General features: G+C 46.5%; 14 protein-coding genes. 4 read left to right on the plus strand and 10 right to left on the minus strand.

Features of this window, described 5'->3' with window-relative positions; translation table 11 throughout:
* Window positions 1–360: 360 nt before the first annotated feature.
* The 3 genes from dnaG to rpsU form a co-directional block, all read right to left on the minus strand.
* On the minus strand, window positions 361–2,322 hold the full coding sequence (gene dnaG, locus AOC20_RS07850) for a DNA primase (RefSeq protein ID WP_215360010.1): 1,962 nt from the start codon (window positions 2,320–2,322) through the stop codon (window positions 361–363).
* A gap of 36 nt (window positions 2,323–2,358) precedes the next feature.
* On the minus strand, window positions 2,359–2,805 hold the full coding sequence (locus AOC20_RS07855; protein WP_215360011.1) for a GatB/YqeY domain-containing protein: 447 nt from the start codon (window positions 2,803–2,805) through the stop codon (window positions 2,359–2,361).
* 108 nt (window positions 2,806–2,913) lie between these two features.
* On the minus strand, window positions 2,914–3,126 hold the full coding sequence (rpsU, locus tag AOC20_RS07860; protein ID WP_011903537.1) for a 30S ribosomal protein S21: 213 nt from the start codon (window positions 3,124–3,126) through the stop codon (window positions 2,914–2,916).
* Window positions 3,127–3,203: 77 nt separating this feature from the next.
* Here rpsU and tsaD point away from each other — a divergent pair, with 77 nt between their 5' ends.
* Complete coding sequence (tsaD, locus tag AOC20_RS07865) at window positions 3,204–4,277, plus strand: tRNA (adenosine(37)-N6)-threonylcarbamoyltransferase complex transferase subunit TsaD (RefSeq protein ID WP_215360014.1); 1,074 nt, start codon at window positions 3,204–3,206, stop codon at window positions 4,275–4,277.
* A gap of 23 nt (window positions 4,278–4,300) precedes the next feature.
* Here tsaD and folE2 read toward each other — a convergent pair whose 3' ends face one another.
* The 4 genes from folE2 to xseB are packed head-to-tail and all read right to left on the minus strand — an operon-like array spanning window position 4,301 to window position 8,242.
* On the minus strand, window positions 4,301–5,128 hold the full coding sequence (gene folE2 / locus AOC20_RS07870) for a GTP cyclohydrolase FolE2 (RefSeq protein ID WP_215360017.1): 828 nt from the start codon (window positions 5,126–5,128) through the stop codon (window positions 4,301–4,303).
* 25 nt (window positions 5,129–5,153) lie between these two features.
* A complete protein-coding gene (dxs, locus tag AOC20_RS07875) occupies window positions 5,154–7,055 on the minus strand; it encodes a 1-deoxy-D-xylulose-5-phosphate synthase (protein WP_215360020.1) in 1,902 nt (633 codons plus the stop codon).
* Window positions 7,056–7,108: 53 nt separating this feature from the next.
* Window positions 7,109–8,008, minus strand: a complete 900-nt coding sequence (locus AOC20_RS07880) for a polyprenyl synthetase family protein (RefSeq protein WP_215360022.1) — start codon at window positions 8,006–8,008, stop codon at window positions 7,109–7,111.
* A complete protein-coding gene (xseB, locus tag AOC20_RS07885; RefSeq protein ID WP_215360025.1) occupies window positions 8,009–8,242 on the minus strand; it encodes an exodeoxyribonuclease VII small subunit in 234 nt (77 codons plus the stop codon).
* A 162-nt stretch (window positions 8,243–8,404) separates the two neighbouring features.
* On the opposite strand from xseB, the gene AOC20_RS07890 reads away from it, so the two are divergent.
* Both AOC20_RS07890 and AOC20_RS07895 read left to right on the plus strand, forming a co-directional pair.
* Entirely contained in the window at window positions 8,405–9,511 is a 1,107-nt protein-coding gene (locus tag AOC20_RS07890) for an aromatic ring-hydroxylating oxygenase subunit alpha (RefSeq protein WP_215360027.1), read from the plus strand.
* 86 nt (window positions 9,512–9,597) lie between these two features.
* Window positions 9,598–10,428, plus strand: a complete 831-nt coding sequence (locus tag AOC20_RS07895) for a sulfurtransferase (RefSeq protein WP_215360030.1) — start codon at window positions 9,598–9,600, stop codon at window positions 10,426–10,428.
* Here the strand turns inward: AOC20_RS07895 and AOC20_RS07900 are convergent.
* Genes AOC20_RS07900 through polA form a run of 3 tightly spaced genes read right to left on the minus strand, consistent with a single transcriptional unit; the run spans window position 10,425 to window position 14,947 of the window.
* Window positions 10,425–11,198 (minus strand): ZIP family metal transporter, encoded by a 774-nt coding sequence (locus AOC20_RS07900; protein WP_215360033.1) that lies wholly within the window; start codon window positions 11,196–11,198, stop codon window positions 10,425–10,427. The two genes, AOC20_RS07895 and AOC20_RS07900, sit on opposite strands and share 4 nt — an antisense overlap.
* 5 nt (window positions 11,199–11,203) lie before the next feature.
* Entirely contained in the window at window positions 11,204–12,079 is an 876-nt protein-coding gene (locus AOC20_RS07905; protein WP_215360036.1) for a dienelactone hydrolase family protein, read from the minus strand.
* 36 nt (window positions 12,080–12,115) lie between these two features.
* On the minus strand, window positions 12,116–14,947 hold the full coding sequence (polA, locus tag AOC20_RS07910; protein WP_215360038.1) for a DNA polymerase I: 2,832 nt from the start codon (window positions 14,945–14,947) through the stop codon (window positions 12,116–12,118).
* A 116-nt stretch (window positions 14,948–15,063) separates the two neighbouring features.
* On the opposite strand from polA, the gene AOC20_RS07915 reads away from it, so the two are divergent.
* The gene (locus tag AOC20_RS07915) at window positions 15,064–15,435 is read left to right on the plus strand and encodes a hypothetical protein (RefSeq protein WP_251373081.1); all 372 of its coding nucleotides are present in this window, start codon (window positions 15,064–15,066) and stop codon (window positions 15,433–15,435) included.
* The last annotated feature ends 12 nt before the right edge of the window (window positions 15,436–15,447 follow it).

Here is a 15,447-nt window from a genome sequence, read left to right on the forward strand (position 1 = left end):
CAGCTTTTACTGGCTTGGCTGGAATTTTTGCTTTGACTGCTGTTTTAGCTGGAGTTTTTGCTTTAGCTACTGGTTTAGCTGGAGCTTTTGCTTTTGGAGCTGGTTTTTTGGTCTTGGTATTTGGCATTTATTAGCACTTACTCACATTACTGTTGTTGATATCGACTGAAGAAACACAGCCCCGCGTAACTCACTTACTCACTTACCCCAAATTTCATTAAAATAAAGCGCAAGTGGCTGAATTAAATCGGTTTTTTCTTGGGAACAGAGGATTATAGTCGATTGCGACTTTTTGGACCCTATTCTTCCTAAAAATATGGGGTAATTTCAGGGAATTTCTAGGGGTCTTTACAGAAATTCTTAGAAGAATTTCAGCTTTTCGCCCAATTCCCGATAACGGGCTTTATCTTGCTCGGAAGCGGTGCTTCCAGCGATCTTTTGGGCAATTTCGGTCATTTCTTGCTTGAGATGGATTAATTCCAGTTTTTTGAATGCTCCATCAAGATCAGCGGCAGCACCTTCAAGCTCTAGATCGGATCCCATTACACGATTTCTGAGCACTTCATACAAAGGAGCGAACTCGCTACGTGAGAGCTGATCCTGGAACATGGCAAATGCCCCAGCGCCTGCGACTGCCGGTTTATTGCCCTCACCTGGAATGAATTCAACTAAGTCACACTGCGACAAAAGATCTTTCATTAACGCATGTGCTTTTGCAGATCTTTGTTCTGCAGCCTTAAATGCAAGCTCGCGCTTATTCGCATCTAAGGCTTTTCCCAAATGCGGAAACTGAATAATGACGCGTAACATTTGCTCTGCCAAATCGGTTGGCGCTTTGGGTGGTTCAATATTATGAGTAGCCACGCGTTTTGCGGAACCTTTGGATGCCTGCCATGGAGCACCCTGTCGATTACTCGAAAAATTATTCTGATTACCCTGGTTGCCTTGCCCACTTTGAGTCCGCGCTTGAACTGGCTGATAAGTAGTTTGGCGAACGGGTGCAGGCGCCACTGTTAAACCACAAAACGCTTCGAGTTCTGCTGGGGTTGTATTGGTCCGAATCGCTAGCTCACGCAAGATTTGGGTTCGCAAAGCGATTGGCGGCATGGAGAGCAACAGCGGCTTAGCGGCATGATGCGTATGGGCTCTGCCTTCAGGCGTGGTTAACTCATGGCCTTCGCTCGCCACCTTAAAGAAGAAGCTGGAGATAGACATCGCTTCTTTGATAACCTTTTCAAAAGCAGGCGCTCCATAAGCTCGCACGTAACTATCAGGATCATGCTCGGTTGGCAAAAACAAGAAACGAATTTCTTTATCATCCGACATCAAAGGCAAACAAGCTTCTAGCGCACGCTGTGCTGCACGTTGACCTGCAGCATCACCATCAAATGAGAACACTACTTTATCGGTTTGGCGCAATAGCATGCGCACATGGTTTGCAGTGCATGCTGTTCCTAAAGTAGCTACTGCATTCGGAAAACCCAATTGCGCTAAAGCAACGACATCCATGTAACCTTCACAAACGAGAACATATTCTTGTCCACGAATAGCTTGTCTTGCTTCAAACAACCCATAAAGAGTATTTCCTTTGGAGAACAAAGGTGTCTCTGGAGAATTTAAATACTTAGGCTCGCCTTGATCCAAAATGCGCCCACCAAAGCCAATTGTCTGTCCTTTGGGATTGCGAATTGGGAACATAATGCGATCGCGAAAACGGTCATAGCGCTTGATTGGTGCCCCTTCAGACTGCTCGCCCTGAATCAGCAAGCCACCTTCCACCAAAGTCTTTGCTATTTCGTCATTGGAATAAGTGCCAAACACAGCTTCCAGGCCCTGCCAGCCATCAGGCGCATAGCCTAAAGCGTAGCGCTTCGCTATTTCACCCGTAAGACCGCGGCCTTTGAGATATTCAACTGCACGGGTATTGCCTTTAAGTTGCTGGCGATACCAGTCTGCAGCTGAACTCATCACTTCACTCAGCGCCATAGCTTGCTGTTGTCTTGCTACATCATTTGCGGTGCACTCTTCACGTGGTACATCTAATCCTGCCGAACGCGCAAGATCTTCAATCGCATCTACATAACCAAGGCCGGAATACTCCATTAAAAAACTAATCGCTGATCCATGTGCGCCACAACCAAAGCAGTGATAAAACTGTTTAGTCGGAGATACTGAAAATGAAGGAGACTTCTCTGAATGAAAAGGGCACAAACCCTGAAAGTTTGCACCCGCTTTTTTTAACTTAACATGCTGCCCAACCACATCAACGATATCAACCCGATTTAAAAGATCGGCAATGAAGGATTGTGGAATGAGTGCCATAGGGCGAGTATGAAACTGTTTCTCTTTTTTGAATACTTACTTGGCGAGTGCGGCTTTTACTAAGCCTGAAACTTTGCCCATATCTGCTTTGCCAGCCAATTGACCTTTCAGCACGCCAATAACCTTACCCATATCCTGTGGGCCAGCAGCACCTGTAGAGGCAACGGCAGCAGCCACTGCAGCCTCAACCTCAGCATCGGATAACTGCGCAGGCAAGTAAGTTTGCAAGATCACCATCTCGGCAGCTTCAATTGCCACTAAATCATCGCGCCCTGCTTTTTCAAACTGAGAAATAGAATCCTTGCGTTGCTTAATCATTTTTTCAACAGTTGCAACTACACCGGCATCATCAACCACGATGCGCTCATCAACTTCACGTTGCTTAATCGCTGCCAACAAAAGACGAATAGTTCCTAGGCGCTCAACTTCTTTTGCGCGCATAGCATTTTTCATATCTTCGGTAATTTGATCTTTTAAGCTCATGACTTCATTCCTGATGTTGATTGATGGTGATTCAGAAAGCAAAAACCCGCTGCGTTTCACCGTCAGCGGGTTTCAAAGCTTCTCGGTGAAGAGAGCTTTTAAATTCTATTAGTAAAGCTTCTTAGGCAACATCTGGCTGCGAATACGCTTGTAATGGCGCTTAGCAGCTGCGGCCTTCTTACGCTTACGCTCAGCCGTTGGCTTCTCGTAGAACTCGCGTGCACGCAAGTCTGTCAAAAGGCCATTCTTTTCAATGGTGCGCTTGAAACGGCGCAATGCCACTTCAAATGGTTCGTTTTCGCGGAGGCGGACTGTAGTCATACTTATTTAACTCGTATATGCTCGATAGATATCGAAAAATTAACTGAATTGCGATTCTAGCACGACCAAGCGAAAAAATGATTGTTTTAGGAATAGAAACTTCTTGTGACGAGACCGGGGTGGCTTTATACAACACCACGCCTTGGGAAGAGGGTAAACCGGCCTTCCAGGGCATACTGGGCCAAGGTTTGCACTCCCAAATCGCCATGCACCGGGATTATGGGGGCGTTGTCCCCGAATTAGCCTCCCGAGACCATATTCGTCGAGTTTTACCCCTTTTAGACCAATCTTTAGCCCAATCGGACCTCAAATTGGCCGATATTGATGCCGTAGCCTTCACCCAAGGGCCAGGACTGGCTGGCGCCCTCCTGGTAGGCAGTGCCTTTGCTAAATCACTAGCTCAGGGACTTAATCTACCTTCTATTGGGGTACATCACTTAGAGGGACACCTGCTCTCCCCGCTTTTGGGCCAAACAGCCCCCCAATTTCCATTTATTGCCCTACTGGTATCGGGCGGCCACACCCAACTCATGAAAGTTTCCGGCATTGGCCAATACGAGCTTCTTGGTGAGACTTTGGATGATGCTGCTGGCGAAGCTTTCGATAAAACCGCCAAATTACTTGGTCTAAATTACCCGGGTGGCGCTGCAATTTCTAAATTAGCAGAACAAGGTCGCCCCGGAATGTTTGATTTACCAAAACCAATGTTGCATTCGGGTGATTTAGATTTTTCTTTCTCAGGTCTAAAGACTGCAGTCCTTAATCAAACTAAAAAGTTTTCTGAGAAAAATATTGTTGACGCAAATGAGATCGCACAATTTCATGCGAACCTCGCTAGAAGTTTTGTCGACTCAATCGTGGCAGTGCTAATAAGTAAATCTGAAAAAGCACTCAAGCAAACTGGTTGCAAACATTTAGTGCTCGCTGGAGGCGTGGGGGCGAATTTACAGTTGCGCACAGCACTCAATGACAAGGCGAAGAAGAATGGCTTTGAAGTGCACTATCCACCACTTGAGCTCTGCACTGACAATGGAGTGATGATCGCTTTTGCTGGGGCGCTACGTATGCTTGCCAAAAATAATGGCTCCACAACTTCTGGAGCCTTTGATATCAAACCCCGTTGGGATTTACAAAGCAATAATCTGAAATAAATTGATTGCTTATCTGCAGTTATTTATTTCTTGTGGCTAATTCTAGCGAATGCGCTGTGATTGTGAATAGACTCGAAGTTCTCGGCTTCAACTACAAAAGACCGAATACGCTGATCTGCCTTGAGGTTCCCGGCCACGTCACGTACTAAATCTTCCACGAATTTCGGGTTGCTGTATGAGCGCTCGGTCACCCACTTTTCATCAGGGCGCTTAAGTAGACCCCATAACTCACTAGATGCTTCACTCTCGGCAGCAGTCACCAAATCTTCTACTGTCATCCTGGTTTCCGTATCTAGCACCACTGACATCGTTACATGCGAGCGTTGATTATGCGCACCAAAATCAGAAATCTCTTTAGAGCACGGACATAAACTCATTACTGGGACTTGAGCACGCAAACCTAATTCAACATCAGTAATGCCTTTTGAATTCTGATTGGCAGTCGCCATCCAAGTCACTTCGTAATCCATCAAGCTCTCAACTCCGGAAACCGGAGCAGCTTTTTTAACAAAGTGCGTATAGGTAAATTGAACATGCCCTTCCTTGGCATCGAGCAATGGCAACATCTCACGCACCATTGCGACAACGGAAGTACTGTCTACTGCAATATCTTGCTTTTGTAGCAAAGCCATAAAGCGAGACATATGGGTACCCTTCACATGCGCAGGCAATGCCACATCCATCTCAAAAGTGCCAACCGATGGAAAGTTCCCTGTCGCGCTACGAATCGTCAGCGGATGACGCACGCCACGAATACCAACTTGCTCAATCGGTAAAGCGCGCTCGTCCCGCGTGGATTGCACGTCAGGCATTGCGCTAGGCTTGAGAAAAGCGGGATTCATGTCATTCATGGCTCTATTTTCAGGCAAAACCAGCTTATTTGCCTACAAGTGCTGAATTTACGGCCAATATTGCTGGAAAACGCTGTTTGATAGAGTTGGCGATACCCTCTACGTCCAGGCCACACTTGGTCATCAGCAAGCTGTAGTCGCCATGCTCAATAAATTGATCAGGAAGACCTAATTGCAGGAGGGGCTTATGAATACCAAGATTCGATAACGCCTCTAAACATGCGCTACCAGCACCGCCAGCAATTGCGCCGTCTTCAATCGTCACGAAATAATCATGGTCCTCAGCGAGTGATTGAATTAAATCTACATCAAGCGGCTTTACAAAACGCATATTGGCAACCGTTGCATCAATACCCTCAGCCACTTCGAGCGCAGGGTAGAGCAAAGTACCGAATGCCAATATCGCCACACGCTGACCCGCAGGTGCAGTGGATTTACGACGAACCTCACTCTTGCCCATGGGCAGTGTGCGCAACTCTTTTGAAGGAATTGCGCCTACACCAGCACCACGTGGATAACGCACTGCGCTTGGATGCGGTTGATGAAAAGCGGTTGTTAATAAATCACGGCACTCCGCCTCATCCGCTGGTGTCATCACCAACATATTCGGAATGCAGCGTAAAAATGGAATGTCATATGCACCAGCATGTGTAGCACCATCAGCGCCAACTAAGCCGGCACGATCCAATGCAAACAACACTGGCAGATCTTGTAACGCAACATCGTGAATGAGCTGGTCATACGCACGCTGCAAGAAAGTAGAGTAAATCGCTACAACCGGCTTCATACCCTCGCATGCCATACCCGCTGCAAATGTCACGGCATGTTGTTCAGCAATGCCTACATCGTAGTAACGTTTTGGGAAATTCTTTTCAAACTCAACCAAACCTGAACCTTCACGCATCGCTGGCGTTATACCCACCAACAAAGGATCTGCATGTGCCATGTCGCATAGCCACTCGCCAAAAACTTGTGTAAAAGTTTTCTTGCTAGTGGCCGCTTTTTTCACACCCTCTTCAGGATTAAATTTACTAGGGCCGTGATACAGCACTGGATCTGCTTCGGCTAACTCATAGCCCTGACCTTTTTTGGTCACTACGTGCAGGAACTGTGGCCCCCGACCCTCAAGGGCAAGGCGACGTACGTTCTGCAGCATCGGAATCAAAGCATCTAAATCATGACCGTCAATTGGGCCAAAATAGTTAAAGCCAAACTCTTGGAAAATCGTTGAGGGAGAAACCATACCCTTGGCATGATCCTCAAGGCGCTTAGCAAACTCCCGCAAGGGTGGTGCAATCGACAGCACGCTATCAATTCCCTTTTTGGTCGCAGAATATATATTGCCGCTTAGTAATCTGGCTAGGTGACGATTGAGTGCACCCACCGCAGGTGAGATCGACATATCATTGTCATTCAGTATGACAACCAATGGTATATCGTCATACACGCCGGCATTATTCATAGCCTCGAAAGCCATGCCACCAGTCATAGCGCTATCACCAATCACCGCTACAGCTACCTGACGCTCGCCTTTAGTTTGGAACGCACGAGCCATACCCATCGCCGCAGAAATACTAGTAGACGAGTGCCCAGTACCAAAAGCATCAAACTCACTTTCCGAGCGATGCGGAAATCCCGAGAGACCCTGGTACTGACGCAAGGTATTCATTCGCTCACGACGACCCGTCAAAATCTTATGTGGATAACTTTGATGTCCCACATCCCAAACGATACGATCGTCTGGGGTATCAAATACGTAATGTAAAGCAATCGATAACTCCACCGTTCCTAAATTGGAGGATAGATGTCCACCTGTCTTAGAAACAGAATCCAAAACAAACTCACGTAACTCATCAGCTAAAGCAGGTAACTCTTCACGTGTGAGTTTTTTGAGATCGTCAGGGGAGTTAATGGAATGTAAAGTCATCGAATCTAAATAATCTGTACTAATGAATTTCTCTTATATTTCTCATGTATCTCTTATTTGCCGCGATTGACAACCAAGAGAGCCAAATCTTTTAATGCTTGCGCCTGAGCACCAAAACTATCTAAGCTAGCGATTGCTACTTCTTGTAATTCTTTAGCCTGCTTCTGCGCATAGTCTAAACCCATCAAGGTCACATAGGTCGGCTTATTCGCTGCAGCGTCCTTGCCGGCTGTTTTTCCCAAGGTTTGACTATCAGCAGTAGCATCCAGTACATCATCGACAATCTGGAACGCCAATCCCAAGGCTTTTGAGTATGCCTCGAGATGCGCCAATTGCGTTTGATTGAGTTGCGCAGCAATACCACCCAGTTCTACAGCGCAGGACAATAACGCACCGGTCTTCATGGCATGCATTTGTTTTAAGCCTGGCAGATCAAGCTTCTTACCAACGCTCTCTAAATCAATTGCCTGACCACCAGCCATCCCGCGTGAACCAGAGGCAGCTGCTAAAGCAGAGATCATTTTTAGACGAACCTGCGCATCACAGTTTGCAGCTGCTAGGATCTCAAAGGCACGAGTTTGCAATGCATCACCAACCAACAGCGCAGTAGCTTCATCAAAAGCTTTATGTACGGTTGGGCGACCGCGACGCAAATCATCGTCATCCATACAGGGTAAATCGTCATGCACCAAGGAGTAGGCATGAATACATTCAATCGCAACTGCGGCAGCGTCCAATGAAACAGCTTCTGCTTTTCCATCATTACTCAGTTCACCAGCAGCGTAAACTAATAGCGGACGTATACGCTTGCCGCCACCCTGCGCTGCATAACGCATTGCCTCATGCAAACGATGTGGTGTGGTTTGTGCAGAATCGAGTAAGCGCTCTAAGGCTGACTCAGTTCGTTCGGAGTGGGAATTTATCCACTCTTGGAATTGAAAAGTGTTGCTCAATTAAGCCTCGAATACCCGAACCTGTTGCTCAACTTGGGCTAGCATTCCTTGGCAATGCTTTAACAAAGCGGCACCGCGTTGGTAGGCTAGCAAGGTCTCTTCTAAGGAAAATTTGCCGGACTCCATATCGGAAATAAGCTTCTCAAGCTCCTTGACGGCTTGCTCATAGCGCAAGTTGGGGTCAATTTGGACCTCAAGACCGGGTTTTTGACTCTCTGACTTCTTGGCTGGCATATGCTGGATTCCTTGGTATTTCTCACACAGATAGCCCTACATCTTAAAGCGAGAAGCTCCTTGGATGGGTATAATCCATCCCTTCCTTTCCAATATCGATCCGTCGATGGTTGGATTGGTTATTCCGCTTAGCTTCGGCTGACGTTTTCGGGGGTGGGGAGAATGACTAATCTGGCTACCGCGCAGCAGCTTGCGCCGTCCAATTTACAACTGCCGGTTTCGGCATATTTTGACGCTGATTTGTATCAGCGGGAAATCGAACTGCTTTTTAAGCAGGGTCCCGGCTATGTTGGTCACGAACTCATGGTGCCTGAAATCGGCTCCTATCAAACTTTAAGAGCAGAAAACGAAGGTCGCATCCTCGTTCGCAATGAATCCGGCGTGGAACTACTTTCCAACGTTTGTCGCCATCGTCAAGCATTGATGCTCAATGGTCGTGGCAAAGCCGATAATATTGTTTGCCCATTACATCGCTGGACCTATGACTTAGGTGGCAACTTATTAGGTGCGCCACACTTCGAAGATAAACCTTGTCTAAATCTTGGTAAGTCCCCATTACAAAATTGGCAGGGTCTCTTGTTTGAAGGCCCACGTGATGTACGTACCGATCTTGCCAAACTTGGTGTTGCTGATGATCTGAAATTTGATGGCTATGTACTAGACCATGTTGAAGTACATGATTGCAACTACAACTGGAAAACATTCATTGAGGTATATCTCGAGGACTATCACGTTGTGCCGTTTCATCCAGGTTTAGGTAAGTTTGTATCTTGCGAAGATCTACATTGGGAATTCGGAGATTGGCATAGCGTCCAAACCGTTGGTATTCATAAAGATTTACAGAACCCAGGTTCACCAACCTATCGCAACTGGCATGAGGCAGTACTACGTCAGTTCAACGGCAAAGCCCCACGCCATGGCGCTATCTGGCTAACCTACTACCCCAATGTGATGGTGGAATGGTATCCAGGGGTGCTTTGCGTATCCACCCTGCATCCAATGGGCGCAAATAAAACTCGCAATATTGTGGAGTTCTACTATCCAGAAGAAATTGCTTTATTTGAGCGCGAGTTTGTGGAGGCAGAACGTGCCGCCTATATGGAAACCTGCATCGAGGATGATGAAATCGCCGAGCGTATGGACCAAGGACGCGCAGCACTGCTAGCACGTGGCATCAATGAAGTAGGGCCGTACCAAAGCCCCATGGAAGATGGCATGCAACATTTTCATGAGTGGTATCGTCGCGTCATGAACTTTACAGGCGCATAATCAAAAGTAGCTTCACGACATTAGCAATTTACGGTTTCATTAATACCTTTCATTAATAACCCTCATCACTAAATATAGGAAGCATCATGACTCCTCTAATCTCAGCAAACCAATTAGAAGAAATCATTAATAGTGGTGAAAATGTATTGCTCTGTGATTGCCGCTTTGATTTAGTGGACCCTCTCATCGGCAAAAAATCCTATGAAGAAAGCCATATCCCGGGCGCTATTTATGTTGATCTAGATAAAGATCTATCGGGGACAAAAACTGGTAGTAACGGACGTCACCCCCTTCCAAGCCCAGAAGCCTGGGCACAAACTAAAGCTCGTCTTGGCATTAGCCCCAACACCCTAGTAGTTGCCTATGATAAGCAAGGGTCTGTTTACGCAAGCCGCTTGTGGTGGATGCTCAAAGCCACTGGGCACGCCAATGTTCGAGTTCTTGATGGCGGTTTAGATGCTTGGAATGGCCCTATGGGCAATATTCCTAGGGCACCCACTCCTTGCACACAAGCTATTGCAGTCATGCCCTATGCTGGACTGGTACTAGTTGATGAGGTGGTTAGTAATCTCAATTCCCAGAAATACAAAATAGTTGATGCGCGTACCGAAGATCGCTTTCATGGTCAAAATGAAACCTTGGATCCGATTGGCGGACATATTCCAGGAGCAATGAATCGTTTCTTTAAAAACAATCTGAGTGCAACTGCATTTAAAGCACCAGAACTATTGTTTAAAGAGTTCTCAGAATTTCTTGGGCCAATTAAGGCTTCTGAGGTTATTCATCAATGCGGGTCTGGTGTTACTGCCTGCCATAACCTTTTGGCAATGGAGCTTGCCGGATTTAAAGGTTCTCGCCTATACGCGGGTAGCTGGAGCGAGTGGTGCGCAGATCCTAAAAGACCCGTTGAGCTCTAATGCAGCAAGGAAAGTAGGATCACAAACCCTACACCGCAAGCAATCAATACCGTTTGACGTAAAGATTCAATCCAGTGTGGACGGCGGTGCATTTGCGGAATGAGATCGCTGACCGCAATATAAATAAAACTACTAGACGCAATCACCAGTAAGTACGGCATTGCCGCATGTGCACGCTCCAAGAAGAAGTAGGCAAGCACACCACCTGCTACTGCCGCTAAACCGCAAATAAAGTTATAAAGTAAAGCGCGTGTACGCGTGAAGCCTGCATTCAGTAAGACAATGAAATCGCCAATCTCTTGCGGGATCTCGTGAGCAATAATCGCAATGGCAGTAAAGATGCCCACTTGATAGTCAGCCATAAAAGCAGCAGCGATCAAAATGCCATCGACAAAATTATGAATGCCATCACCCACCAAGATCATCCATCCACTTCGTCCAGCGTTTTCAGCGTCATGCCCATGATGATGGTGATGACCATCACCTTCATGGTGATGATCGTGGCGTAGTAAAGCAATTTTCTCTAGCAAGAAGAAGCCCAATAAACCAGCAAGTAAGGTGGCGAATAAGAACTGAGGTTTTGCATCCTCCATGCTAAATGCTTCTGGTAGCGAATGTAGTAGAGCGGTGGCCAACAAAATACCAACTGATAAGCTGACCATATTGTTGACCATCTTGGACAGCAATGCCAGAGAACAGCTAGCGGCTACCAGCACGCTAGCTGTGCCAGCTAAGGCAGTAACTAAGAGGATAGTTTGTAAAACCGACATGCGGATTAAGCTACTCCATTTTTCTTGAACCAAGCAATGCATTTTTCCCAACCATCCTTGGCAGGACCTTCGCGATAAGTGGCGCGATAGTCTGCATGGAAAGCGTGTGGCGCATCTGGATACACTTCAATCATTGATGCTTTAGCAGCTGGGTTTTTAGGGGCAGCTTGCGCTAGGGCTGCGCGCATCTGCTCAACACTCTCCAAAGAGATGCCGGTATCAGCAGCTCCATATAAACCGAGTACTGGTGCCTTTAAGTCGGCAGCAATATCTACTGGATGACGTGGATTGCCTTCAGTTTTTTCGCCAATGACACGACCATACCAAGCAACTCCAGCGCGCACTTGCGGCAAAGTCGCAGATAACCAAGTGATTCGACCACCCCAACAGAAACCTGTCACGCCAACCCGCTTGAGATCGCCACCATTTTTACCCGCCCAAACTAAAGCAGCCTGCAAATCATTGAGGACTTGTACATCCGGTGTTTTAGCCACAATATTTTTCTGAATCTCTGCCACTGTTCCATAAGTATTTGGATCACCAGCGCGAGTAAAAAATTCAGGGGCAATTGCAAGATAGCCTAACTTTGCAAATCTTCTTGTGATATCAGCAATATATTCATGAACACCAAATATTTCACTCACCACTATTACGATAGGCAGTGAGCCTTTAGATGCATCAGGACGGGATACATAGGCTGGCATCTGAAAACTGCCGACAGGAATCATCTGCTCACCTGCCTTGATACCCTTAAAGTCCGTTTCAATTGCTGCAGCCATCACTGGTTCAGATGCGGCCACAAATCCCACGCCAATAGCGGTGGCACCAATGGCTGATGTCTTCATAAAATTGCGTCGACTATTTTGAATATCTTTACTCATTGTTTTGTCTCCTCGCTTCAATTTTTACTGCAGTTTTTAATGTGCTTCTTCCCAATTATCGCCAATCCCAATACTAACCACTAAAGGCACCTTTAGTTGAGCAACATGGCACATCAAATCCGGCAACTTAGCCTGCAGTAGCTCAATCTCATCCAAAGGAACGTCAAACACCAATTCATCATGTACCTGAAGGAGCATTTTGGTTTTTAACTGTTCTTTTTCCAACCAATCTTCCACCGCAATCATCGCTAACTTGATTAAGTCTGCGGCAGTACCTTGCATTGGAGCATTAATAGCGGCACGTTCAGCGCCTTGGCGACGTGGCCCGTTCGAGCCTTTAATCTCTGGTAACCAAAGACGGCGGCCGAAGACGGTTTCCACGTATCCATTCTCTCTTGCCTCGAGACGAGTCTGCTCCATATATTGAGCAACCCCTGGATAGCGATCAAAGTATTTGGCAATATAGTTTTGGGCAGCAGAGCGTTCGATACCTAGATTACCAGCCAAACCAAAAGCACTCATGCCATAGATCAGTCCAAAGTTAATGACTTTGGCGTAGCGACGCTGCTCAGAATTAACATCATCCAAAGGAATACCAAAGATCTCCGCGGCAGTGGCTTGGTGAACATCTTTGCCTTCTCTAAATGCCGTTAAGAGGTTTTCATCTTCAGCAATATGCGCCATGATCCGCAACTCAATTTGGGAATAATCCGCGGACAAAAGCTTACAGCCATCAGCTGGAATAAATGCTTCACGAATGCGGCGGCCCTCTTCTGTACGCACCGGAATATTTTGTAAGTTAGGATCGCTCGAAGCCAGTCGGCCCGTAACTGCAGTAGCTTGAGAGAAGTTTGTATGTACGCGACCAGTCTTAGGATCAGCCATGCGGGGGAGCTTCTCGATATAAGTAGACATCAACTTTGCCAAGCTGCGGTAATCCAAAATACGTGCAGGTAAGGGATAGTCTTCAGCCAACTTCTGCAATACTTCCTCATCAGTCGAAGGCGCGCCTGATGGTGTCTTTTTGATCACTGGCAACTCAAGCTGACCAAATAAAATTTCTGCGATTTGCTTGGGTGACTGGATATTGAAAGGCTGACCAGCTAACTGATGAATCTCCCCCTCCAGCTCCAGCAGACGCTTACCGACTTGCTGTCCCTGTTTTGCCAACAGCGCCGAATCAATCCGAATGCCATTACGCTCCATAATGCCGAGAACCCGCATGGCCGGCATCTCTACTTTTTCATAGATATAGAGCAGTCCCGGACTCTCCTGAATCTGCGGCCAAAGCTCTAAATGGAGACGCAAGGTAATGTCAGCATCTTCTGCCGCGTAGTCCGTTGCAATTTTGAGATCAACTTGATCAAAGCCAATCTGGTGAACGCCTTTGCCACACACCTCTTCGTAGCGAATCGTTTTCATGCCCAGATGGCGCTCAGCCAGGCTATCCATATTGTGCGGGAGATGAGATTCGAGCACATATGATTCCAGCAATGTGTCGAATGCAACGCCCTTTAAGGTAATTCCGTAGTTTGCAAAAATATGGGCATCGTACTTGAGGTTTTGGCCTACCTTTAAATGCGTAGTGCTTTCTAACCAAGACTTCATACGAGTGAGTACAAAATCACGATCAAGCTGTGCTTCACCATTACGATGCGCTACAGGAATGTAGCAAGCCTCACCTGGCTTCACCGATAAAGAAATACCAACGAGCTCTGCTGCAAGTGCATCAAGACTAGTAGTTTCAGTATCAACCGCTGTTAATGCAGAAGACTCAATCTTGCTTAACCACTTTTCTAAACTTGCTTCGTCCACAACACATTCATAATGACGTTCGATTGCATCTTGTGAGTCACGAGTTGCTTGCGATAAATCTTTGGTTGGTGCGTTAGCAACTATACGCACCTTCTTTTCTCCACCCGAATTTTCTTCAGAGTTATTAGCAATTGGGCTGCCTGCAAGATCGAAAGAAACTGGCTCAGAGTCTTTATCCTCTGGACTTGTAAGCTGCTTCTCGACATCGCGTAACCAGGTCTTAAAGGCATAACGTTCAAACAACTCACGAAGTAATGGCGCGTCTTCAGATTTCGCATGCAAGTCGTCTAAGCTTGGTAAATGTGGGGATAAATCACAATCCGTTTTTACTGTAATGAGCTGACGAGCTTGCGGCAACCAAGGAAGAGTGGCACGCAAGTTTTCACCAACAACACCTTTAACCTGATCTGCATTCGCCATCAAGTTATCGAGATTGCCAAATTCTGCTAACCATTTGTTTGCTGTCTTTGGACCTGCCTTAGGAACGCCTGGTACGTTATCTACGGTATCGCCAATGATGGATAAATAATCAACGATTAATTCTGGAGGTACGCCAAATTTTTCTTTTACACCCTCAATGTCAAGCTTCTCATTTGTCATCGTATTAATGAGAGTGACCGAAGGATTTACCAATTGCGCTAAATCTTTATCGCCAGTGGAAATGATGGTTTCCCAACCTGCTTGAGTAGCTTGGCAAGCCAAAGTACCAATCACATCATCAGCCTCTACACCAGACACCATTAATACCGGCCAACCTAAAGCCTTGACCATAGCGTGGATGGGTTCAATCTGTTTAACTAAATCCTCGGGCATTGGAGAACGATGCGCCTTGTACTCCGAGTACATTTCATCGCGGAAAGTCTTGCCCTTGGCATCAAAAACACAGGCAATATGGTCAGCCTTGAGCTCAGAGCGGGCTCGGCGCATCATATTAACCATGCCATAGATAGCCCCGGTAGGCTCTCCAGCCCCATTTCTGAGGTCTGGCATAGCGTGGAAGGCGCGATAGAGGTAGCTAGAGCCGTCTACCAACAAGAGTCTATGTTTAGTCATACCGCAATCGTACAATCTAGTTGTGAATTGCCTACAGGTCTGGTTAAGGAACCATCCGAGAGTAGGCTTAAAAAGGTGAAAAAATGCATTATTTAACAAACTTAGTGAGCCGATCAATGAGTCAAAGCCTCACCCTATTGAGCGTTTTGGTGGTTTTTGGACTTTTTGTCGCCATTCCAGCCCAAGCACAGAATAACAGTCAGGTACTGAGCCCTTCAGAATTAAACCGTATTAATAGTCAACCGATTGCTCCAGCAGTTAGCGCATCTGGATCAACGAATACACCGGAACAACGCAAACCGAACTATCAGTACAAAGATAAAAACGGTACTACGATTACCGAATACAAAGATGTCAATGCACCAAATCAAGTGGATGTAAAAACACCTTACACCAGCTATGAAATGGCTCCACCGACTTCTGTAATGCCTGGTCCGCAAAAAGAAACTGACCTGATTAGCGTGCCAAGCATCAGCATTCCTTTTTAATCTCAAAAGAAT

It is taken from the genome of Polynucleobacter ibericus (genome assembly GCF_018687955.1).
Classification (GTDB): Bacteria; Pseudomonadota; Gammaproteobacteria; order Burkholderiales; family Burkholderiaceae; genus Polynucleobacter; species Polynucleobacter ibericus.

Coding starts and splice junctions, on each gene's coding strand:
- dnaG (WP_215360010.1), bottom strand. CDS start 2,322: ATGGCACTCATTCCACAATCCTTCATTGCCGATCTTTTAAATCGGGTT.
- AOC20_RS07855 (WP_215360011.1), bottom strand. CDS start 2,805: ATGAGCTTAAAAGATCAAATTACCGAAGATATGAAAAATGCTATGCGC.
- rpsU (WP_011903537.1), bottom strand. CDS start 3,126: ATGACTACAGTCCGCCTCCGCGAAAACGAACCATTTGAAGTGGCATTG.
- tsaD (WP_215360014.1), top strand. CDS start 3,204: ATGATTGTTTTAGGAATAGAAACTTCTTGTGACGAGACCGGGGTGGCT.
- folE2 (WP_215360017.1), bottom strand. CDS start 5,128: ATGAATGACATGAATCCCGCTTTTCTCAAGCCTAGCGCAATGCCTGAC.
- dxs (WP_215360020.1), bottom strand. CDS start 7,055: ATGACTTTACATTCCATTAACTCCCCTGACGATCTCAAAAAACTCACA.
- xseB (WP_215360025.1), bottom strand. CDS start 8,242: ATGCCAGCCAAGAAGTCAGAGAGTCAAAAACCCGGTCTTGAGGTCCAA.
- AOC20_RS07890 (WP_215360027.1), top strand. CDS start 8,405: ATGACTAATCTGGCTACCGCGCAGCAGCTTGCGCCGTCCAATTTACAA.
- AOC20_RS07895 (WP_215360030.1), top strand. CDS start 9,598: ATGACTCCTCTAATCTCAGCAAACCAATTAGAAGAAATCATTAATAGT.
- AOC20_RS07900 (WP_215360033.1), bottom strand. CDS start 11,198: ATGTCGGTTTTACAAACTATCCTCTTAGTTACTGCCTTAGCTGGCACA.
- AOC20_RS07905 (WP_215360036.1), bottom strand. CDS start 12,079: ATGAGTAAAGATATTCAAAATAGTCGACGCAATTTTATGAAGACATCA.
- polA (WP_215360038.1), bottom strand. CDS start 14,947: ATGACTAAACATAGACTCTTGTTGGTAGACGGCTCTAGCTACCTCTAT.
- AOC20_RS07915 (WP_251373081.1), top strand. CDS start 15,064: ATGAGTCAAAGCCTCACCCTATTGAGCGTTTTGGTGGTTTTTGGACTT.